Origin of the sequence: Flavobacterium davisii, assembly GCF_042182265.1 — a bacterium.
Lineage (GTDB): Bacteria > Bacteroidota > Bacteroidia > Flavobacteriales > Flavobacteriaceae > Flavobacterium > Flavobacterium davisii.
Map to the genome: position 1 here is coordinate 2,134,123 of NZ_CP097869.1, position 22,789 is coordinate 2,156,911.

Annotated in this window: 22 protein-coding genes; 6 read left to right on the top strand and 16 right to left on the bottom strand. The window is 30.6% G+C overall.

The features are described from left to right. Positions 1–67: 67 nt before the first annotated feature. The 9 genes from NAB20_RS09030 to NAB20_RS09070 all read right to left on the bottom strand — a co-directional run bounded on the left by NAB20_RS09030 (position 68) and on the right by NAB20_RS09070 (position 7,169). Complete coding sequence (locus NAB20_RS09030) at positions 68–484, bottom strand: CDC27 family protein (RefSeq protein ID WP_375605014.1); 417 nt, start codon at positions 482–484, stop codon at positions 68–70. 70 nt (positions 485–554) lie between these two features. Next, positions 555–968, bottom strand: coding sequence for a thioesterase family protein (locus NAB20_RS09035; protein ID WP_088390430.1), 414 nt, complete (start codon positions 966–968; stop codon positions 555–557). A gap of 12 nt (positions 969–980) precedes the next feature. Further along, entirely contained in the window at positions 981–2,732 is a 1,752-nt protein-coding gene (locus NAB20_RS09040; RefSeq protein WP_105196398.1) for an ABC transporter ATP-binding protein, read from the bottom strand. Then, complete coding sequence (gene truA / locus NAB20_RS09045) at positions 2,719–3,465, bottom strand: tRNA pseudouridine(38-40) synthase TruA (RefSeq protein WP_105196425.1); 747 nt, start codon at positions 3,463–3,465, stop codon at positions 2,719–2,721. Before truA ends, NAB20_RS09040 begins: the two co-directional genes overlap by 14 nt. 251 nt (positions 3,466–3,716) lie before the next feature. Continuing rightward, a complete protein-coding gene (locus tag NAB20_RS09050) occupies positions 3,717–4,298 on the bottom strand; it encodes a hypothetical protein (protein ID WP_375605015.1) in 582 nt (193 codons plus the stop codon). A gap of 82 nt (positions 4,299–4,380) precedes the next feature. Beyond that, on the bottom strand, positions 4,381–4,962 hold the full coding sequence (locus tag NAB20_RS09055; protein WP_375605016.1) for a Maf-like protein: 582 nt from the start codon (positions 4,960–4,962) through the stop codon (positions 4,381–4,383). Continuing rightward, positions 4,949–5,875, bottom strand: coding sequence for a geranylgeranylglycerol-phosphate geranylgeranyltransferase (locus NAB20_RS09060; protein WP_105196401.1), 927 nt, complete (start codon positions 5,873–5,875; stop codon positions 4,949–4,951). Before NAB20_RS09060 ends, NAB20_RS09055 begins: the two co-directional genes overlap by 14 nt. 21 nt (positions 5,876–5,896) lie before the next feature. Then, positions 5,897–6,424, bottom strand: coding sequence for an HAD family hydrolase (locus NAB20_RS09065; RefSeq protein WP_105196402.1), 528 nt, complete (start codon positions 6,422–6,424; stop codon positions 5,897–5,899). Next, positions 6,417–7,169 (bottom strand): Rossmann-like and DUF2520 domain-containing protein, encoded by a 753-nt coding sequence (locus NAB20_RS09070; protein ID WP_105196403.1) that lies wholly within the window; start codon positions 7,167–7,169, stop codon positions 6,417–6,419. Before NAB20_RS09070 ends, NAB20_RS09065 begins: the two co-directional genes overlap by 8 nt. Positions 7,170–7,332: 163 nt before the next feature. Between NAB20_RS09070 and NAB20_RS09075 the strand changes: the two genes are divergently transcribed. The 4 genes from NAB20_RS09075 to NAB20_RS09090 all read left to right on the top strand — a co-directional run bounded on the left by NAB20_RS09075 (position 7,333) and on the right by NAB20_RS09090 (position 12,437). Further along, on the top strand, positions 7,333–7,776 hold the full coding sequence (locus NAB20_RS09075) for a hypothetical protein (RefSeq protein WP_088390416.1): 444 nt from the start codon (positions 7,333–7,335) through the stop codon (positions 7,774–7,776). Positions 7,777–7,928: 152 nt separating this feature from the next. Then, entirely contained in the window at positions 7,929–11,060 is a 3,132-nt protein-coding gene (gene ccsA, locus NAB20_RS09080; RefSeq protein WP_375605783.1) for a cytochrome c biogenesis protein CcsA, read from the top strand. A 76-nt stretch (positions 11,061–11,136) separates the two neighbouring features. Beyond that, positions 11,137–11,616: a glutathione peroxidase gene (locus NAB20_RS09085; RefSeq protein ID WP_240668976.1), complete on the top strand. Its 480-nt coding sequence runs from the start codon at positions 11,137–11,139 to the stop codon at positions 11,614–11,616. A gap of 206 nt (positions 11,617–11,822) precedes the next feature. Continuing rightward, positions 11,823–12,437, top strand: a complete 615-nt coding sequence (locus NAB20_RS09090; RefSeq protein ID WP_105196406.1) for a glutathione peroxidase — start codon at positions 11,823–11,825, stop codon at positions 12,435–12,437. A 17-nt stretch (positions 12,438–12,454) separates the two neighbouring features. Here the strand turns inward: NAB20_RS09090 and NAB20_RS09095 are convergent, their stop codons facing one another. The 3 genes from NAB20_RS09095 to NAB20_RS09105 all read right to left on the bottom strand — a co-directional run bounded on the left by NAB20_RS09095 (position 12,455) and on the right by NAB20_RS09105 (position 15,896). Further along, positions 12,455–13,534 (bottom strand): serine hydrolase, encoded by a 1,080-nt coding sequence (locus NAB20_RS09095; RefSeq protein ID WP_127823225.1) that lies wholly within the window; start codon positions 13,532–13,534, stop codon positions 12,455–12,457. 314 nt (positions 13,535–13,848) lie between these two features. Continuing rightward, on the bottom strand, positions 13,849–14,337 hold the full coding sequence (locus NAB20_RS09100; RefSeq protein ID WP_105196408.1) for a GNAT family N-acetyltransferase: 489 nt from the start codon (positions 14,335–14,337) through the stop codon (positions 13,849–13,851). A gap of 95 nt (positions 14,338–14,432) precedes the next feature. Beyond that, complete coding sequence (locus NAB20_RS09105; protein WP_375605017.1) at positions 14,433–15,896, bottom strand: FAD-binding protein; 1,464 nt, start codon at positions 15,894–15,896, stop codon at positions 14,433–14,435. A gap of 521 nt (positions 15,897–16,417) precedes the next feature. On the opposite strand from NAB20_RS09105, the gene NAB20_RS09110 reads away from it, so the two are divergent. Next, entirely contained in the window at positions 16,418–17,743 is a 1,326-nt protein-coding gene (locus tag NAB20_RS09110) for an IS110 family transposase (RefSeq protein ID WP_375605018.1), read from the top strand. 238 nt (positions 17,744–17,981) lie between these two features. On the opposite strand, the gene NAB20_RS09115 is transcribed toward NAB20_RS09110, so the two are convergent. From NAB20_RS09115 to NAB20_RS09130, 4 genes are read right to left on the bottom strand one after another with little or no spacing between them, the layout of a single operon-like run. After that, complete coding sequence (locus NAB20_RS09115) at positions 17,982–18,626, bottom strand: MarR family winged helix-turn-helix transcriptional regulator (protein ID WP_127823223.1); 645 nt, start codon at positions 18,624–18,626, stop codon at positions 17,982–17,984. Between the two features lie 6 nt (positions 18,627–18,632). After that, positions 18,633–19,331: an SDR family NAD(P)-dependent oxidoreductase gene (locus NAB20_RS09120; RefSeq protein ID WP_375605019.1), complete on the bottom strand. Its 699-nt coding sequence runs from the start codon at positions 19,329–19,331 to the stop codon at positions 18,633–18,635. Continuing rightward, the gene (locus tag NAB20_RS09125; protein ID WP_375605020.1) at positions 19,328–19,615 is read right to left on the bottom strand and encodes a TIGR03643 family protein; all 288 of its coding nucleotides are present in this window, start codon (positions 19,613–19,615) and stop codon (positions 19,328–19,330) included. The genes NAB20_RS09120 and NAB20_RS09125 overlap by 4 nt, the downstream gene beginning before the upstream one ends. 1 nt (position 19,616) lies before the next feature. Next, positions 19,617–21,035 carry an SDR family oxidoreductase gene (locus NAB20_RS09130; protein ID WP_375605021.1) on the bottom strand — a complete coding sequence of 473 codons (1,419 nt, stop codon included), beginning with the start codon at positions 21,033–21,035 and terminating at the stop codon, positions 19,617–19,619. Positions 21,036–21,319: 284 nt separating this feature from the next. On the opposite strand from NAB20_RS09130, the gene NAB20_RS09135 reads away from it, so the two are divergent. Beyond that, positions 21,320–22,789: a phytoene desaturase family protein gene (locus tag NAB20_RS09135; RefSeq protein WP_375605022.1), complete on the top strand. Its 1,470-nt coding sequence runs from the start codon at positions 21,320–21,322 to the stop codon at positions 22,787–22,789.

A 22,789-nucleotide genomic window follows, 5' to 3' on the forward strand; every position in this document is an offset into this window, starting at 1 on the left:
ATATTTTATATAATGTACAATTCTGCTCAAAAGGGATCTTGTTCTTTTTGTAAAAAAAAAAACTTTATTAGTTACAATATTTTAATAATTCTTTTTCTTGAGTTTTTGATTTTTTTATATCGTCACATACTGAATCCGTTTTACCTAATTCAATATTAGCTTTAGCTCGGTAATAATTTAAGAAATTTCCTTCTGGACCAATAACTAAACCTTTAGTACAAGTTTCGATGCACTCTGAATATTGTTTGTTTAAAAAGTAAGCTTGTGCTAAATAGTAATAAGGTGATTTCTGATCTTTAAGGGATGGAATTAGAAGGTTAAATAATTCTATAGCATCAGCATATTTTTTAGAATTTAGTTTTTCTAATGCTTTATCAAAAAGTTTATCCTGTTCAGGAGTAAGAGAATTTGTGTATTTTTCATTATTTTGAGCAGATGTAGCAAGCCCTGTTAAAAAGGTAATAATAAGAATGATTTTTTTCATAATTAGTAGGTTTTGAATATCAAATTTAATCAAATTATTTATAAGTAGCCCTATTAGAGAATAGGTTTAATTATTCAGTAACTACTGTTGTAAATAATTTTGCTATTTGAGGGATAGAATCAGGAGCTACAGGACGACCATTTTTTACAGCTACTCCTGTTACCTTAGCTGATACAATTAGTTTGTTATCAGATAAGCGAATAATATCTTGATGAAATATGACTTTAAGATTACCTTCTTTTTCGGCACTTACTTCTACTTTGAATAGGTCTCGGCTAATGAGCGAATTTTTAAAGTTAATTTCGATATTTTTTACAACTAATAATATGTTATTTTGAGCAAATTCGACAAAATCTACTCCATGATGGTGTAAAAATTGATGTCTGGCATGTTCAAGGTAGTTTTGATAAACAGAATTGTTTACAATTCCTTGTACATCTAATTCATAATTTCGAACAGATAGTTCAATAGAAAATTTTTCCATTTTGTATGTAATTTATTTGATATGATTTGTAAATTGTGCTTCGTATAATTTTCGATAGACTCCTTTTGGATTTTTTAATAAAGTAGTATGAGTGCCTTCTTCTATAATTACTCCTTTTTCTAAAACAATAATTCTATCGGCTTTGGTAATGGTGGCTAGACGATGTGCTATGATTATAGACGTTCTATTTTGAGTTAGAGTTTGTGTGGCTTGTTGTATTTTTTCTTCTAAATAGGTGTCTATAGATGATGTAGCTTCGTCTAGTACTAAAATGCTAGGATTGCTTAGGTAAGCTCTTAAAAAAGCAATTAATTGCCTTTGACCAGATGAGAGGGATGCTCCTCGTTCTTTTACATCGTAATCATAATTGTTTGGTAGTGACATGATAAAATCATGAGCGCCAATAATTTTAGCGGCTTGTATGACTTGTTCTTTATTTATTTTAGGATTTTTTAGCGTAATGTTATGATAAATACTATCTGCAAATAAGAAAACATCTTGAAGGACAATTGCTATTTGTGTTCTTAAACTTTCTATAGTATAGTCTTTTATATTTTGATTATCTATAAAAATAGATCCTGATTGGATATCATAAAATCGGTTGAGTAGGTTGATGATAGTTGATTTTCCTGCACCTGTAGCTCCGACTATGGCAATGGTTTCACCTGGTTTTATGTTTAAATTAAGGTTTTGTAAGATGTATTCATTTGATTTATAACCAAAATATATATTTTTAAAATCTATTTTTCCTTTTAATTTAGCAGCTTTAATAGTTCCATTTTTTTCTATGTCTTCTTTAAAATCAAGAACTTCAAATACTCGTTGGGCAGCAATCATTCCCATTTGCATTTCGTTGAATTTATCAGCAATCTGTCTTAGAGGGGTAAAAAAAATAGAGATATACATTGTATAGGCAAACAAATGTCCTACATTGGTAAAAGGATCATGCTGTAATAATAAATTACAACCAAACCAAATGATGAGACTTAATGTTAAATAGCTTACGATATCTGCAATTGGAAAAAAAATAGAGTTATACCAAACATTTTTTACCCAAGCTTTTCGGTGCAAATTATTTATTTTTTTGAAATTTTCGTATTCAATTTCTTCTCGTGTAAAAAGTTGTACAACTTTCATACCTGTTAGTCTTTCTTGGATGAATGTGTTCATATTGGCAACTTGATTTCGAACATCTTCAAAAGCATTTTTCATTTTTATCTGAAATACGCGAATAAAGTATAGAAGTATTGGCATGGCTATAATTACAACGAGAGTGAGTTTCCAATTCATGTATAGCATAAAAAAAAGTATGGTTCCCATTTTCATTAAATCGCTAATAATCATGAATAATCCTTGACTAAAAATACGAGCTATAGCTTCAATGTCAGAAACGGTACGAGTAATGAGCTTTCCAACAGGTTCTTTGTCAAAGTATTGTATTTTGAAATGACTTAAGTGGGTAAATAATTTTAACCGAATATCTTTAATGATATCTTGTCCTAATATATTAGCCCAATATACAAAGTAAAATTGGGCTAACACTTCAAGTAACAATGTAGTCCCCATGATTCCGAGCATGACTAAAAATCCAGTGAGCTTTTTAGGGATTACATAATCATCTATAATATTTTGTAATAAGTAGGGGCGAAGTGCTGCAAAAATAGATAATAAAACCGACCAAAAAATAACGCCATAAAATCGCCTTTTATGAGGATGGGTATAAGTAAGTATTCTTTTGAATAATGTACGATCAAATGCTTTCATTTATATAAGGGTAGGTTACTTTACTCAAAAACAATCCTTGTGCTGGAACCGAGAAGCCTGCTTTTTTTCGGTCTTTGCTTTCAATTATATGGATTAAATCTTCTTTTGTGATTTTATGAGTGCCAATGTCTACCATAGTTCCAACAATTGCCCTTACCATATTTCGCAGGAAACGATCGGCAGTAATTGTAAAAATTAAATTTTCGTTTTCTTTACGCCAGTAGGCTTCTGTTATCTTACAATTGAAAGTGTGTACATCAGTATGGGTTTTTGAAAAACATTCAAAATCAGTATATTCAAAAAGAATTTTACAGGCCTCATTCATAGTGTTTATATCTAAAGTATGATGGTTATGCCAAGCAAGCTCCGTGTTGAAGACATTTTTTTGGGTACTGATGTAATAATGATAAGTTCTAGATGTGGCATCAAAACGAGCATGTGCCTCCTCATGTACTGGAATGATACGAAATAAAGCGATATCTTTTGGTAAAAAGGAATTAATTCGTTGTTTTAGTTTTGCTAAATCTAGTGTTTTTTGAGTATTAAAGTGACCATACATTTGAGACGCATGTACCCCTGTGTCTGTTCTACCAGCTCCTACAATTTCTATATTTTCTTGTAAGAGTGTTGAAAAAACGTTATTTAGAGTTTCTTGTACAGAAATAGCGTTGGGTTGGTATTGCCAACCATGATAGTGGGTGCCTTTGTAAGCAAATTCTATGAAATATCTCAAAATATAAAAATTTGAAGCAAAGATAAAAAGAAAAAAAATAGATTTGGAATAATCTAATAGGACTAACAAAGAACTTAAAAAAGTATGGTCAAAAGTACCAATTCAGCGGTTATTTTGTTATTACGATAAGATTGGGATCTTTTTATCCCAAATTCCGCATTAGACTTCGTTTTGAAAAATAAAGTGGAATAGATTTTTAATACGGAATTTGGGGTTAAATATCTTTTTTTGACTATTGTATCATAAGAGGTCTAAAATCTTCTACCATGTCCTCGACCTTCTCTACGATCATAATCTCTTTCATCATATTTATATTCTTTTTGATCTCTATGATAAGTATGATTTTCGTCCCTTTCTTCGTAACGATCATCGTTTCGTTTGTAGTAATTATCATGTTCATATTCGCGGTATCGACTTGGGTAAGTTACATAGTCGCCTCTTCTGGAATGAACAGGACCATAATATTCGCTATGATAGTTACGGTAGTTGTTTCTCCAATATTGTTTTTTATGATAATTAAAATGAGTCCAAGGGCAGTTACCTCTATAATCTATTATTACTCTAGGAGCTCTGTGTATATCATATCCTCTTCCATAGTCTGGTAGATAGTTTGAGCGAGACCATCCCCTTGGCCCCCAATAGACATACACTTGGTCAAAATTATCATAATAGCATTCTAGTTCTGGTAAATAGACATATTGAACTCGATTTTCTGAATAATTTGTACACCAATTAGGGGGGGCTCCGATATTTACATTTACTGAAACTTGAGCCGAGGATTGAAAGCTTAGTATAACTAAAAAGATTCCGATTATTAAGGATAGCTTTTTCATATTTTATGCGTTTTATTGATCTGCTTAATTCTTTTTTAGAATACTTTTCAATTACTGTGCCAAAAAATGAAAAAACTATAGGTTAAAAATTTAATAGATATTGGTATACTTTTTCTGTGGGTAATCCAACAACATTAGTATAAGAACCTTCGATTTTTGAAATGCCTATTAGACCTATCCAGTCTTGAATACCATAACTCCCCGCTTTGTCAAAAGGTTTATAATGATTTAAGTAGTAATGTATTGCTTCATCTGTTAGAGGACCAAACGTTACTTTGGTGATATCATTAATAATATCTTCTTTTTCTATGGTTTTAAAGCAAACAGAGGTTATTACTTCATGCGTACTGTTGGATAAGGTTTTGAGCATTGTAAATGCGTTTTCGTAATCTGTAGGTTTTCCTAATGCCTTGTTGTTATGCCATACTAGAGTGTCGCTAGTAATTAGTAATTCATTCGACTCTAATTCACCTTCAAAAGCAGCCGCTTTTAGTTTAGTTAAATAATTTGTGATTTCTAGAAAAAATAATGTATCAGGGTAAATTTCTTCAACTTCTTTTAATTTAATACTAAAATCAATATCAAATTCTTTAAAAAATTGTTGACGACGAGGGGAACCTGAAGCTAATATGATGTGATGATTTTTAAATTTAGTGCGCAGCATAATAATTCATGTTTAAACCTATAATTCCTATAGAAAGACTACCTAATAAAATGATTAATTTTAAAACATTATTTAAATGATTATAGTCTTTTTGTGATTGAGCGTTCCAAGTTTTTATTGCAAAATAAAAAAGAGGCCCTATGATAAAGAATATGATATAAAGTGTGGCATATAATAATTCAAAAAGATTGATATATACATAATATAAAATTAACGTAATAGGGATAAAAGTAAGACCAAAAAGAAGTTTTAAAGTTCTTTGTGTACCTAAAACAATGGGTAAGGTGCGGATACCTTCATTGTAATCACCTTTTATATCTTCAATATCTTTTATGATTTCTCGTAGAAAATTAATCATAAAGGCCATTATTGAAAAATCGACTAATACAGAAAATAAAAAAAATAATTCTCCTTTATCTCCAACAGGTAGTACAGGAAAGAGTGTAAATAATCCAATAATGATAACGCTAAACGACAATAGGAGTGATACGATGATGTTTTTTACTAGTATTATTTGTTTTAGATTTGTTGCGTATAAATAGAGTAGAGAAGCGCAGAGTATAAAAACAATTACAAAATTAGGGTGATTAATAGCGTGTGATAAATAATAGCCTATTATTACCCCTAAAAAAGTAAGGGCAGTGTAGAGATTATATGCTTTAGATTCACTAATTGAGTTACCAATGAGGTTTTTATTAGGTTTGTTGATAGCATCAGTACCTTGATCAAAAATATCATTTATAATATATCCACCAGCAGCAATAAGAAGAGTCGCAATGACCAACAGTATATACTGCCAAGTCTGAATGCCCAAAAGAGTAGGTTGGAGTTTTAGAAAACCAAAATAGCATACAAACTGCATGAGTGCTATTAGGAATAGGTTTTTGTAACGGATTAGATTTAGGAATTTCATGGTTTTTTTATTATAACTGTTTTAAAAAAGCTTTCCATCAAAATAAGTATTCCATTTTTCCTGAACTTTCATTACTTGTTCAATAACATCTCTAACGGCTCCTTTACCTCCGTTTATGTGTGAAATATAGTGTGAAACTTCTTTTATTTCGGGACTAGCATCTTGCGGACAGGTAGGAAGTCCAACTAACTGCATAACATGATAATCAGGTATATCATCACCCATATATAATACATTTTCAGGTTGAATATTATAGATATCGCAATATTCTTTAAATGTTTCAACTTTATTAGGCGATCCAAGATAGATATCTGTAATACCTAAGTTTCGTAATCGGATTCGAACACCTTCATTACTACCTCCAGAAATAATGCATACATTATAGCCTGTTTCGATAGCGGCTTTCATGGCAAAACCATCGCGTATATTCATTTCACGTAGCATTTCACCAGTAGGAGTTACATGTACTGTTCCGTCAGTTAGTACACCATCTACATCCAATACAAAAGTATTGATGTGGTTCATTATTTCTTTATAACTTTTAGACATTGTCGATAATAGATTTTGTTAATAATTTATAAATTTCTTTATGGGTGTCATTTTGTAAAAAATGAAGATGTTCATTAATTGTAATGGTATCTTTTCTTTTAGCAGGTCCTGTTTGTGCTTCTTTAGGATTAAGCGTTTTAATTTTATGAGCGGTTTCTTCTATAAGAGGTTGGAGTATTTCAAAAGGAATCTTGTTTTCAAAGCAAATTTCGCTGCCTATTTGATATAAATGATTTACGAAATTACAAACAAAAACAGCGGATACATGCAATGATTTTCGTTGATTAGAATCAATTTTGTAAACTCGATTGCTAATAGATTGAGCTATTTTTTCTAGTAATAAATAATCTTGTTCGTGTTCTGTTTCTAGGCAAATTGGAATTTCTTTAAATGATATAGCTTTATTTTTTGAAAATGTTTGTAAAGGATAAAAAACACCCTTTCTTGCTGTTTTGGGGAGCAATTGCATACTAATTGTTCCAGAAGTATGAACAATTAATTTATTTTGAAAAGGTATTTTTTCAGCTAACGAATGTATAGCCGCATCCGTAACAGATAAGATGTAAAGATCAGCTTCTTTTAATTCTGATAAGGAATGAACTATATGCTCTTTAGGGAAATCAGGTATTTCAGTTGTTTTATTTCGAGTATATACTTGTGTTACCTTTATTTCTTCAGTTAACTGAAAAGTTTTAATGAGATGTAAGGCCACATTTCCTGAGCCTAAAATTACCACTGTTGTCATAAAGCGAAATTACTAAAAAAGAATTTTCAGCCAAAACTTTCAAATAGAATGCTTAGCTAAGAGGTTTTCAACAAAAAAAGTTAATATATTTTTAACTAAATTGGGAAAAGGAAGAAAAAAAGTTTTATTTTGCTAAAATATTCAATTTCTAAATTAATATTTTATGAGAAAATTATTAAGCTTATCCCTATTTTTTATTTGTTCTTATTCTGGTTTTAGTCAGATAAAAGTAATCCCTACGACTCCTTTAGAGCGTTTAGGAAGAGTAGGGAATAATAGTATATATGTACATAAAGAAGGAAATATCTATACCTTTTTTTATAAAGATATAGAAAACCCAGAAGAATCACCTATACGTAATTTTTCTTTTAAAAATTTAGAAAATGATTATGATAATTTATATAAAATCATTGTAGACGGTTTTAACGCATCACCTATGTATGATATTAAATTAGAATTGCCAAATGATTTTATTTGGTTACATTATGTCAAGTCAACAGCAAAAACAACGGTACAATTTATGACGACCAACAAAGCTACTGCTACTACTGGTATTTCAGAGGCAATGACATTAGAAGAAGTTAAGAAATTATTTGAAAAATCGTAATTTTCTATACAATATTATCCTATAACGAGATCTTTAATAGTAAGGTCTCGTTTTTTATTTATAAAAAAATCTTAAAAAAAGCAAAGATAAAAGCATTAAAGAAACAAAATAAGTACTTTTGTACAGCTTAAAAAAAAATGAATTTCCCAATCATGGATAAAAAGATCTTTTCCTTTCTGTTTTCAACTCGGTTGATGGCTATCTTGTTTTTGGTTTTTGCAGCAGCTATGGCAGCAGGAACATTTATAGAGGATGCCTATAATACAGATACTGCGCGTATTATTATTTATAACGCTTGGTGGTTTGAAGTAATAATGATATTTTTTGTTATTAATTTCTTAGGGAATATAAAACGCTATCAATTATATAAAAAAGAAAAATGGGCTACGTTATTGCTTCACCTTTCTTTTTTGTTTATACTGTTAGGGGCTTTCATTACACGTTATATTAGTTATGAAGGAATTATGCCTATTCGTGAAGGTGCTACTGAAAATCAGTTCTATTCAGATCGTACCTATTTAACTTATTTTGTTGATGGGATGCACAAAAATGAATTTAAAAGAAGAGTGTTTGAAAAACCTCTTTTATTGTCGGCAGCAGTGAATAATCATTTTATAGACGACGAACAATTTGATAAAACTCCTTTCAAAGTAGAGTTAGTAGATTTTATTATGGGAGCAAAAGAAACCATAAAAGAAGATCCAAAAGGGAAATTCTATCTAAAAATGGTTGAAGCCGGAAATGGACAACGCCATGAGCATTATTTGAAAGAAGGAGAAGTAGCAAGTATCCACAACATATTATTTTCATTAAATCATTACACAAAAGGAGCTGTTAATATTACAATTAACGATGAAGAGTCTACAATAGAATCGCCTTTTGATGGTCATTTTATGCGAATGGCAGATCAGCTAAAAGGGACTGTTACAAAAAATAAGAAAACACCTTTAATGTATCGTTCTTTGTATAATGTTGGCGGAACTCAGTTTGTATTTCCTGAAGTAGCTATGAAAGGAGTAAAGGATTATAAATCAAATGGAAACTATAAAGATAAAGAAAGTAATGATGCTTTAGTTTTGAAAGTTACAAATGAAGGAAAAGAAAAAATAATTACATTATTAGGACAAAAAGGAAACCCAGGTGAACCAGTAGCTTTTAAACAAGGCGGTTTAGAATACACGTTTCAGTTTGGAAGCAAAATTTATGAATTACCGTTTAAAGTTAGATTAAATAAATTTATAGCATCAAAATATCCTGGTACTGAAAAGAGCTATTCTGCTTTTGAGAGTCAAGTAACTATATTAGATGAAAAACCATTTGATACACGTATTTACATGAATCATATTTTAGACCATAAAGGGTATCGTTTTTTTCAATCAGGATTTGATCCTGATGAAAAAGGAACAAAATTATCAGTAAATCATGATTTTTGGGGAACTTGGATGACTTACTTAGGTTATACTTTGTTGTATATTGGATTAATAGCTATCTTGTTTTTAGGAGATACCCGTTTTAATGATCTTAAAAAGAAATTAGAAAAAGTACGTAATAAGAAAGCCAGTATGCTAGCCATTGTAGCTATATTTTTTACATTTTCTTTGAATGCTCAAAAAAAACAAACACACGTCATCCCAACAGAACAACAAATAGATTCAATACTAAAACGTTATAAAGTGCCTGAAAATCAAGCAGCCAAATTTGGTCGTTTGGTTATTCAAGATGAAGGAGGACGTATGAAACCAATTAATACCTTTTCTTCAGAATTATTACGTAAAGTGAGTAAAAAAGATACCTATAAGGAAATGAACTCAGATCAAGTTTTCTTGTCGATGACACAATTTCCACAAATATGGTATGAAATTCCGATCATTTTCATGCAAAAAGACAATGATAGTATTCATAAACTACTAGGTATTGAAAAGAAAACGAAATATGCTAAATTAATTGACTTCTTTGATGAAAGAGGAAATTATAAATTGTCTCAACAATTGGATAAAGCGTATAAAGCAACGGTGCCTAATCAATTTGAAAAAGACTTTATAGAAGCCGATAAAAAAGTTAATTTACTCTATTCGGCTATTTCAGGTCAGATTTTAAAGATATTTCCTGTGCCAAGTGATAAAAATAACAAATGGGTTAGCTTTTTAGAAATTAACCATTCTACAGGTACCTCATTAGACACAATTAAAAATGTATTACCTTTTTATCTAAACTCTTTGGATAAAGCAACGACTTCTAAGGACTATACATTGGCAAATAGTTTAGTAATAGGATTAGAAAAGTATCAAAAAAAATATGGAGCTGCTGTAAGACCTTCAGACAAAAAAATTAATGCTGAAATATTATATAATAAATATGATGTTTTTAAAAGATTGTATTCGTGGTATATGTTAGCAGGATTGTTAATGTTTGTTTTTGTAATTGTACAAATATTTAATAAAGCAAAATGGGTATATTTTTCTGTTAAAACATTTCACGTTCTTTTAGGAATATTTTTTTTAATACACACTATAGGACTCATTGCTAGATGGTATATTTCAGGGCATGCGCCGTGGAGTAATGCGTATGAATCGATGATTTATGTAGGTTGGTCTATCATGCTATTTGGTTTGTTTTTTGGTAGAAAGTCAAATTTAACAGTAGCTTCAACAGCTTTTGTGGCTTCTATGATTTTGTGGGTAGCACATCAAAGCTGGTTAGATCCGCAAATAGCGAACCTGCAACCTGTATTAAACTCTTATTGGTTAATGATTCACGTAGCGATAATTGTAGGTAGTTACGGACCATTCGCTCTAGGTGCTATATTAGGATTAGTAGCCATGTTCTTAATGTTATTTACAAACCAAAAGAATCAGAAAGTAATGGATTTAAATATTAAAGAAATTACTTATATCAACGAAATGGCATTAACAGTTGGTTTAGTCATGCTTACAATAGGAAACTTTTTAGGTGGACAATGGGCCAATGAAAGTTGGGGACGTTATTGGGGATGGGATCCTAAGGAAACTTGGGCTTTAATTAGTATTATGGTATATGGTTTCGTAATTCACATGCGTTTTGTTCCTGCGTTAAGAGGAAAATTTATCTATAATTTTTTTAGTGTTTTAGCTTTCGCATCCGTATTAATGACCTATTTTGGAGTTAATTTTCATTTAAGTGGACTTCATTCGTATGCTACAGGAGAACGTCAGAATGTAGAAATTTACATTAGACTGCTTGCAGGCTTTTTATTGTTTTCAATCTTAGTTTATTATAAAATTTTAAAATCTAAAAAAAATGAGTAGAATTATTGCAACTTTATGTATGCTTTTTTGTACTATAATTATTTGGGGGCAAAAAAGTAAATCAAACGATGAGTATATGAATACAATTTATCAATTTAAAGTAAAAGATATAAACGGGAAAGAGTTTGATCTTGCTAAATTAAAAGGAAAAAAAGTACTAATTGTAAATACAGCTTCAGAATGTGGGTTAACGCCACAATATGCACAATTAGAAGAATTGTATAAGACTTTTAAAGATCAAAATTTTATTATAGTAGGATTTCCGGCTAACAATTTTGGGGCTCAAGAGCCAGGAAGTAATGATCAAATTGCTACTTTTTGTAAGAAAAATTATGGTGTTTCTTTTCCTATGATGGAAAAAATATCAGTAAAAGGAAATGATATGCACCCTCTTTATCAGTTTTTAACACAAAAAAAACAAAATGGGGTATCCGATAGTGAGGTAAAATGGAATTTTCAAAAATATTTAATAGATGAAAAGGGAAAATTAGTTCAAGTAATATCCCCTCAAACTTTGCCTAATTCAGATGAAGTTGTTAATTGGGTAAAATCCTAAATAGAAGATGTCTCAAAAGATAAAAACACTATATTATTTCAGTAAAAATAAAAACGTATTATCCTATCATTTTCCTTTTTTCTGGTAATTTTGAACGTGTTAATAAGTTTTTGAGACATTTTTTTATTTAAAAAATATAGGTATAGTTTTAACTTTTTTTTAAATTCGCTACATCCAAAAACAGCTAATTAAAATAAGACTAAAAAATGAGAAAAGAAGTTTTATTATTAATGTCTATACTTGTGTTTTCATGTAAAAATCAAGAAGAGACTTTAAAAAATGATGATTCAAGTAGAGAAGCTAAAGGTTTACAAGAAATTGTTATTGAAAAAAATTTAGAAGGACAAACGATCTATCAATATCAAGTCGTAGATATAAATGGGAAAATTTTTGATTTTTCAAAGTTAAGAGGAAAAAAAATAATAATTGTTAATACCGCTACGGATTGTGGATTTACAGATCAGTTAGAGTTGTTACAAGAAATGTATGCGAAATATCAAGAGGAAGGCCTCGAAATTGTAGCATTCCCTTCTAATGATTTTGGAAATTCAGAACCTTTAGAAAACGCTGGGATTAAAACTTTTTGTAAAACAAAATATGGCGTAACATTTCCTATAATGGGAAAAATGAGTTTAAAAGGAAATAATAAAAATCCAGTATATCAATTTTTGATGAATAAAAAGAAAAATGGATTAAAAGATAATGTACTCCACTGGAATTTTCAAAAATATTTAATTAACGAAAATGGTCATGTTGACCAAGTTTTAGGACCTCATATTCCCCCCGACAGTCCAGCTGTTTTAGAGTGGATAAAATCATAAAATAAATGCGCTATCAATCAGTTGATCAGCGCATTTATTTTATGCCACAATTGTGTGTCAAAATCGGATAATCCAGGATTATTTAAGGTGCTAGATTCCCCCATACGTATAATTACCATCTTTTTGCTAGGAATAACATATATCCTCTGATCTGAAGCCCCCATAGCCATATACATATCAGAAGGAGCATTTGGTATTAATGAACCTGTAAATACATTTTGTGAGTTAGGTAGCATAAAAGAAGCTTTCCCATTTATCCACCAAAAATAGCCATAGGATTTATTAATGTTTTGTGAACTGGTAATACATTCATTAAAGAAAGACTCTTGTATTATAGATTCATCATGCCATTTTCCTTTGTTAAGAGCTAGTAAACCAAAACGCGCCATGCTTCTTGTACTACTATAATAAATTCTATAAATAGCTCCGTGATACCAAGTGCCATCCATTCCTATTCTATTTTTTAATTTTAAATTAAAATAGTTATCAAAACTGGTATTGCTAACATGAGCTATAACATCCATTTGCTTTTGAAAAATATTATGATAAGCCCATCTTGTACCAGCATCCGCTTTATAAATAAGATCAGAAGGAGTGGTTTTATCGCCTTGTGTATCATTAATTCCTGAAGTCATTGTTAGCAGATTCTTACAGGTAATAAGATGCTCTTTGTCAAGAGGAGCACTAGTCCATGCGGTTCCTAAATATTGAGATACTTTATCGTTTATATTTAACAGGTTTTCTTGTTGAGCAATGCCTGTTAGGGCAGAAGTGAGTGTTTTTCCCGCACTATTCCATTGCCATATTTGATTGACCGAATGCCCATTAAAATATTCTTCGATTACAATACGTCCGTTAACTAAAATCATAAATGATTTTGTGTTTGAATCCTTTAAATATGTTTTTAATGATTCTAGATAAAGTGTATTCCAGTTAAGATTACTCATGCTTAGTGTTTCCCAATCACTTGAAAGAGTAGGAGGAAAGTACATTTTCTCTGTAGTAGCTGTTTTTTGAATGTCATTTTCAGATTGACACCCCATTAATCCTAAAAATAAGAATAAAAAAAGAGATAATATATTGATGCTTTTTTTCATCTGCTTATAATTTTGGTTAATCCTATAGAGTATTACTTTACCTGTAAATTATAAGAAAAACCACTTGTTACAATATAAGAATTTATCAGTTTCCTTAGTATTTTAGATACTTCTTTTTTTGAAAACAATTTCATATTCTTTCATATCTGTAAGTCCATCAACGGTTTCAGGATAGAGAAAGTAGTGTTATTAGCACCATGTTATTTGCTTTATCTATTCACTTCGCCCCCTTTTGATCGAATAAGATCACAATCTTTTAAGAAAATCCCAATTGCGGGCAAGGTAAGACTCGAAGAGTAACAAAATCTTAGCTATTAGTAGCTGGTTTTACTTTGCCATCTTATTCGTACTGCTGAAATTTTATCAAGCTCAAGTCTTTCATCTATAAAAATTTTAAAACCACACTTTTCATAAAATTTCAATGGTGAAATGTATTGATCTCCGTTTTTCTTTTTGTCATCATGATGGTCAATTACCCAACCATTTAAACTTTGTTCATGTTTTTTTAGTTCGTCAAGTATTTTTTTGCCTAAACCTTTTCCTTGTATTTTTTGTGATAAAATAAGAGCAAACCATTTTTCATTTTCTCTCTCAAATGTTATAGCCCAGCCTAAAATGAATAGGTCTATACTTGTTAATAAATAATGATTTTTATTTTTTAATTGGAATAAGTATTTATCAAACTCTGTTAAATTATCGTAAGTAAGTTTTTCAGGATATTCATTATTCCACAAATTAAATAGTTGTATTTTTTCTTGTTTTGTTAGCTTCGTTTTCTTTTTTATTTCAATATTAGTCGTCATTTTTTTGAATTTAGTAGAGTTAAGTTTTTCACCAGCTACTTTTTTATTGTTTGTTTTTGACTCGAACGAAACCGTAGTTATGAATGATCAACTGTTTATTTGTAATGTTCGTAAAACTTATTATTAAATATTTCGTATGGATCATATTTTAATTTGAGTTTAAAAAAACGATCTGCATTCGGATATGATTTTCTCATTTTCTCTCTGTTAATATGCAAACGGTAAGGTAAGTAAAATGTTCCCTCATTTTTTAATGCAATGTCTACAAGTTGATTTGTTAAAAATTTCATTTCTTTTTCTTGTTCGTCTGTTTTCTTTTGATTGAATAAAAAAACAAAGCCAAAGACATTTTCTCGTGCGTAAGTCAAATAGCTATCATTATCTTGCTGAACACCGCGAATGGTAATGTTAAGCAAATCAATTTTAGAATTTTTTAATATCGTTTTTATATCGTTAATGTATTGAGTAAAATTTCTTTCAGGAATAAAATACTCGTGAAGTAAGTCAGTTGAAGAAGGATCTTTGTTTTCAATTAGCGAAACGTGGTCATTTAAAAGTTCGTTTCTTGAATAAATGGTGTTTTTAGAAACTTTATTCATTCCTGTTTCTAAGTCCCAACGAAGCCGCTTACCATATTCATTATTTACGCTTCCTCTAAAAACTAATCTTTGTATTTCAGTGCTTCTTTTATTTTTTAGAACGGGAATTTTAGCTTTTACTTTTTCAAAGAAATTTAATGTTGCTTCTTCTAAAAAATGTTTTTTAGAAATTCGGAGTCGTCCAAATACAAGATTCACATTTGGATTTTTAGAAATGTAATTTTTATAATAACTGATATAATGATCTGGTTTTAAACGGATGTATTTATATTGTAAAGCTATATTTTCAACCACTTTTAACTTTATGTCTAAGATGACACCAAATAAGCCATAACCACCAATTACCAAATGAAAAAGCTCCTGATTTTCTTGTCTGCTACAATTTACAATTTTGCCTTCTTGTGTTAGTAATGTAAATGAAATGACGCTTGCTGAAATTGGAGGTGAATTTTTTTGCCAACCGTGCCCATTTACGCTAATAGAACCTCCAATTGAAAATGAACTAAACGCTTGCATTATTGAAATGGATTTGCCGTATTTATCTAAATATTTTAAAGCATCTTCCCACAAAGCACCTGAACCAATTGTTAAAATATTATGTATAGAGTCTAGATGCATTTCCTTGTATGGAAGCATATTTAAAACAATTCCATTTGGATAAATTGTGTGTCCTCCCATACTATGTTTTGCACCTGCAATAGAAATTTTTAATCTATTTTCTTTTGCATATTTCAATATACCTTTCAGTTGAGTTTCAATTTCTGTCTTGTTATTGGGAACTTGAATTATAGTATCAACTTTGGTTAAATTCAATAGACTGGCATCATTTGTATAGCCGTTTGGAATTGTCTGTACGTTGTTACCTTCTTTAAATTTTGTTTTAAGTAGATGAAAGGTTGGAATACATAAAAATAGTAATACTGTCAAAAGACCAATTATCCAAAGATGTTTTTTCTTCATATTTTAGTATGGTATAAACGTTTTAATATTATGATTAACGTTTTATTTCGTTTAATATTTTAATTCCTCAAACTACACATTTTGCTTGTTCGTTTGCTTGCCAAAAGACTTTACTATGGAAGGGATGACAACCCATAATGTAAATTTCTTAAAAGATTGCAATTTTGTTGTTTCGGCTCAAGGGATGTACTGACGGAATGAATAGAAAAAGTAAATGATATAGTGCTAATAATGCGCCTTTTTCCTATTACGAAAGTACAAACTAGATGTTAGGTTATTACTTTAAACCCAGATTTCAAGAAAGTATTGTTCTTTGACAAATGAGAGCTAACTTGCACTTGCGAGCGAAGCCTATGTATAAAATGGTGAATTTATCCCCTCCCAGATTTTGGCTGAAATGTAAAAAGGCTTCCATTTGGAAGCCCTTTGAGACAATCAATGATGAAACACCATGTTATCTCGTATAGAATAATTTAAGCAAAGATATTACATTTCCTCGCATTTTAATAAAAAAATATTTTATGAAAAGTTTCGAAAAAATGCAAATTGTAAATCCCAATGCTGCAGGAATTGATGTTGGGTCACGTTCTCATTTTGTAGCCATAGGACAGGATGAAAATCAAATCAGAGAATTTAATGTTTATCAATCAGGATTATGCGCTTTGGTAGCTTATCTTCAAGAGAACAAGATTCGTAGTGTTGCTTTGGAGTCCACAGGGAGTTATTGGCAATCTTTGTTTATGATCTTGCAGGGAAATGGTTTTGAAGTTCTTTTGGTTCAAGGGACTCAAACAAAAAACCTCAAAGCAAAGACAGATGTGAAAGATGCACAATGGATACAGAAACTTCATTCTTTAGGGCTATTACGAGGTTCTTTTTTGCCCTCTGAAACCACTTTGCAGATAAGAACACTTCATAGACATCGTTCTAGTTTGATTGAACAAAGTTCAAGCTTTGTAAACAAAATGCAAAAAGCATTACGTTTAATGAACTTCAGACTCGACGTTGTGATAAGTGACATCACAGGAGTTTCTGGAATAAGAGTAATTGAGATGATACTATCAGGTGAAACTTCAGGTGAAAAATTAGCTGAATATTGCGACAAACGAGTTAAAAAAAGCAAAGAAGAAATAGCCGACGCTTTACAAGGTAAAATAAACAATGAATACCTACATGAGCTTTCCGATTGTTATGATATTTACAAACTTATTCAAGATAAAATAAAAAACACCGATACTCGTATTGATCAAGTGCTGAAAAATCAAACCAGAGAAATTGTTTTATCAGAAGATATCGAATTGGTAAAGAAACAGAATAAAGGGAAAAACCAACCCAAATTTGATGTACAGAAATATAGTTTAAAACTTTTTGGAGTAGATCTCTTTGCTATAGAATCAGTTTGCTCAGGAACCGTTACTAGTTTTTTAGCCGAAATAGGCACCGATATATATAAATTCAAGACCTCCAAGCAATTTGTGAATTGGCTCAGGTTAGCTCCAAATAATAAAATTAGTGGAGGTAAGGTTTTGAGTAGCAGAACTCCAAAAGGGAAAAATAAATTTGCATTGACATTAAGAAATGCGGCAAATACAATTGAAAGAAAAAAAGAAGGTTACCTCGTTATGTTCTTTAAAAGGATTTCTTTTAAAAAAGGAAGAGGTGCTGCAATTACAGCAACAGCAAGAAAAATAGCAGTTATAATTTGGAATATGATAGTCAAAAAACAACATTATATACCAATAAATACAGACCAATATATTCAAGAAATGAAGAATAAAAAAACGATACAAATTAAAAAAATGATTAAAAAATACGGAATCGAAACTACTTCTTTATCAATTCCTTAAATTAAGTTAGATAGAATTCTACATTAGACTTCGTTGAGAAGAAAAATAAAGAGGAATAGATTTACTTCGTCTATTCGCTACGCTCGGGTCTAATGCGGAATTTGAGTTTAAAGATTCTTTTTGTTAAAGGTAATTTTATGAACTGTTTTTAGACTAAATTGCACGATAGACTTTTTATTTGAAATATATTAGAAGACGTAATCTAGATTAAAAAACGCCAAGAAATGATATGAGAAAATCAAATCAACTCATTAATTTCATCTATATTAGAATCCTTGTGATTAAAATAGACATTAAAATGGAATTCATTTAATTTTTTGAGTAAAGCAAGCAGGTCTGATTTTTCATCTTCCTGTAACCTAGCGGCTAAAACTCTTGAAATTCGGGTTACACCTTCTACTGATTCATTAAAATAGGTTTTCCCTTTTGGTGTAATACGTAATCGGGTTATTCGTTTGTCTTTTTCATCTGGAAGTTCTTCTAATAAATCATTTTTCACTAAACGTTTTATTATTTCTATGCCAGTTTGTTTTTCATGTGCATTTCTTTCTATCAACTGCATTTTGGTAAGCGAATCCTCATCAATCATTCGGTATAAGTAGGTAAACTCTTCATTAGCTAATTGCGGAAAGTCTTTCAGTCCTCTTCTAATCATTTGCTTTGAAAAACGTCCTAACAATATTACTTGTTTCGCTATTTCATTTTCTATATCAAAAACAGTTTTATTTTCTTTTTTAAATAAAGCAGTTGGATTTGTTTCTTGATATGCTTTTTCATTAAGCCACAAACGAAATTCATCGACTGTTACGCTGTTTTTAAAAGGAACTTCCTCTTCAAACTCTTTAACTTTTAGTAATAATTGTATAAAAAAATCGGTATTCATTTTAAATCACAATTTTAAATTGCTCATTCCTCCATCTATTCCTATAATTTGTCCTGTCATCCAAGCAGAAGAATCTGAAAGCAAAAATACAATCATTTTTGCAATATCATCAGGATCTCCAATATTCTCTATAGGATGACGCTTTGCTGCTGCTTCCATTTTCTCTGGAGTGGCTAGTAATGCACCCGAAAGTTTTGTCTTTGTCAATGAAGGTGCTATCGCATTTACACGAATTTTATGTTGGGCAAATTCGGCTGCTAAACTTTTTACTAATCCTTCCACTGCACTTTTACTCGTTGCAATTGATGCATGAAAAGGCATACCCATCTTAGCCGCTACACTGCTAAAAAGTACAATACTTGAAGTATTTGATTTTTTCAAATTAGGCAATACTTTTTGGATCACTTTTACAGCACCTAATACATTAATTTCGAAATCATTTATAAAATCTTCTGCAGTCAAACGATGAAATGGTTTTAAATTAATACTACCAGGAGCGTAAACAAGTCCGTCAATTATTTCAGGAAATTCAATAGTTGTTATATCATCTGTTAGGATATTTTTTTCATAAAATTGGATATCCAAAGCATTTAATTCAGTAGAAAAAGTCTTTGAAATTCCTATGACATTATGTGAAGTATGCAACGCCTTTACTGTAGCAAGTCCTATTCCGTTACCACAACCAACAATTATTATATTTTTCATCTCTTCGATATTTTATTAAGACTAATATTTCGCTGCCTTGTACATTTAAAACGCTTTATTTCTGGATTTCTTTTTTGCAGATGTTTACTACTTATACCAGAATTAACTCTTTTTCTCCATAACTTGAAGGAACTTTCTTTGAGTTCATTTCTCATAAGTGTGATTACTTCCCTCTCAGAAATAGTAAACTGATAGGTAATAGCTTCAAAAGGTGTTCGATCTTCCCAAGCCATTTCAATTATACGATCTATAGAGTTTTGTTCAAAATTGCTAGCACTTTTCATCTTATTTATTTACCAATTTGTTAATCATCCCATTAAAAACAAAAACATGAAAAGGAGAAACAAGATACCAATATATTCTTCCTAACACCCCTTTAGGTCTGAAAACAGCTCGCTGATAGAGTTTATTTTTTTTAATAGAAAACTCTAACCAAGCTTCACCTGGGAGTTTCATTTCGGCAAAAAGCAATAATCTTTTTTGTTTTTCATCGGCCAAAATAACTCTCCAAAAATCTAATGAATCCCCTGCTTCTATATGTGTTTGATGGGTTCTACCTCTACGTAATCCTACCCCGCCAAAAATTTTATCTATATGGCCGCGTAATTCCCACATCCAATTAAATGCGTACCAACCATTTTTTCCTCCTATCGACCAAATTTTTTGCAATGTTGACTTTTCATCAGTGATGGTTCTTACTCGTAAATCTTTAAAACAACCATAAGATGGAACTTGTATGTAATCTTGCAATTGATTTTGAAAAAAACCACTACTCATAGCATCTTTCCAACTAGAAACTACGGCATTTTGTTCAATTTGTTGAAAAGCTAAAGCCACTGCTTTTTTATATGGAATAGGATCCACTCCAAGTAATTCGTTAATATTGCTCGGTTTACCAATAACCTCTACCTTTAAACTATCAACCAAGGCTTTGGCCAAATGGAATGAAATAGAGGTGACAAAGTATAACCAATACGAAGATAATTTTGGTGTTAGGACTGGTAAAGTAAGGATATAGCGTTTTAACCCTCTTACCTCCCCAAATTTTACTAACATTTGTTTGTAGGTTAGTACTTCTGGACCGAAAATATCAAAAGATTTATTAAACGTTTCTTCAACCAAAATTGCTTTTGATAAATAAGCCAAAACATCTCTTATAGCAATAGATTGTGTTTTTGTATTTAACCATTTTGGTGTAACCATTACTGGTAACTTTTCTACTATATCCCGAATAATTTCAAAGGAAGCACTTCCGCTACCCACAATTATTCCAGCTCTAAAAGTCGTAAGTGCATATTTTTGTGATTGCAAGGTTTTTTCAACACAAAAACGGGATTGCAAATGTTTAGAAAGCGTGGTGTTATTAACTATACCACTAAGATAAATAACTTGTTGGCAATTTGTTTTTTCAACTAAACCTTTAAAATTCTCGGCACATAGTTTTTCCATGGTTTCAAAATCACCACCTGAAGCCGACATAGAATGTATCAAATAATAACAAACATCAATATCTATTGGCAATTGCACATGCTCCGTATTTAAAAAATCAACTTTTATAAAAGAAATATTAGGATGATTGTCAAATGTGTTTGGTGTGCGATTTATATCACGAACACAGCATACTAGTTCGTGATTTGATTCTAGTAATAGCGGCACTAAACGTTGCGCTATATACCCTGTTGTTCCTGTAATTAGTATTTTCATAAATTGTTGATTTTATTTACTTCATATACAATTTCAATGTAGAAATCTAACCTTCCTAGCAAAAATGTGATAATCGTTTAAGATATTTTGACACTTGTAGCCAGTAACCGTCTTGTAACATTTTACAATTTAATAGCCTAATTAACATTTCTATTTATTATTGTTGTAACTTTATAAAAAGTTGATTTTTATATAATTATAAAAATTCACTACATCAAAATTAGTAAAATATTTTTCTTTTTACAAAAAAATAGTATAATTTTGTACTAAATCAATTCTAAGAAATGAAAAAAGTAGTAATCATAGGTTCAGGTTTTTCTTCATTAACAGCAGCTTGTTACATGGCAAAGGCAGGATATTCAGTAACCGTCATCGAAAAGAATGAACAATTAGGCGGTAGGGCCTCTATGATGGAAATTGAAGGTTATAAATTTGATATGGGACCAAGTTGGTACTGGATGCCTGATGTATTTGAGCGTTTCTTTGCTGATTTTGGTAAAAATGTAAGCGAATATTATGAATTAGAAAAGTTAACTCCTGCGTATCGTGTATACTTTGGTCAAAATGATTATATAGACATTGAAGATTCCCCAGAAAAAATTATAGCAACTTTTGAACGTATTGAAAAAGGAAGTGGTACGCTGTTAGAAACATTTATAAAAGAGGCAAAAGCTAATTATGAAATAGCGATACACGATTTAGTTTATAACCCAGGTAAATCAGTAACAGAATTAGTTTCAATAGAAACAGCAAAACGCTTACATTTATTTGTTACCACCATTGCCCAACAAATTAGACGCAAAATTAAAAATCCGAAACTACGAAGTATCCTTGAATTCCCTGTGCTTTTTTTAGGGGCAAAACCCAGTAAAACACCAGCATTTTATAACTTTATGAATTATGCAGACTTTGGTTTAGGTACTTGGTATCCTAAAGGTGGTTTTAATGCTGTAGCGATGGGTATGGTAAAATTAGCCAAAGAATTGGGCGTAACTTTTCATACAAATGAAGAAGTAACTACTATAACTACTCAAGCTAATAAAGTCACTAATGTAACTACTAAAAAAGACTCCTATCTAGCAGATATTTTTATTTCTGGTGCTGATTATGCTCACACTGAAAAATTATTACAAGAACATAAAAATTATGCTGAAAGCTACTGGCAAAAGAAAACCTTTGCTCCAAGTTCATTTTTATACTATGTAGCTTTTAATAGAAAGGTTAGCCATTTATTACATCATAATTTATTTTTTGATACTGATTTTGAACAGCATGCCAAAGAGATTTATGACACTTTTGAATATCCTAAAAAGCCTTTGTTTTACGCTAATTTTTCAAGTATAACAGATGAAACACTGGCACCAGAAGGAAAAGAAATTGGTTTTTTCTTGATTCCTGTCGCTGTCGATTTGAATGATAATCCAATTATTCATGAAAAATATTTTGACATTATTCTTGACCGAATTGAAAAATGTACGGGTGAAAATTTGAGAGATGCAGTACTATTCAAAAAATCATTTGGAGTTAATGATTTTAAAGAACGTTATCACTCCTGCCGTGGCAATGCATACGGTTTAGCAAATACACTTTTACAAACCTCTATTTTACGACCTCAAATTGATAATAAAAATTTGACTAATTTTTTCTACACAGGACAACTTACTGTGCCTGGGCCTGGTGTTCCGCCGGCTTTGATTTCTGGAAAAGTAGTAAGCAATTATATTTTAAAGCAACAAAAACAAATTCAAAAATAA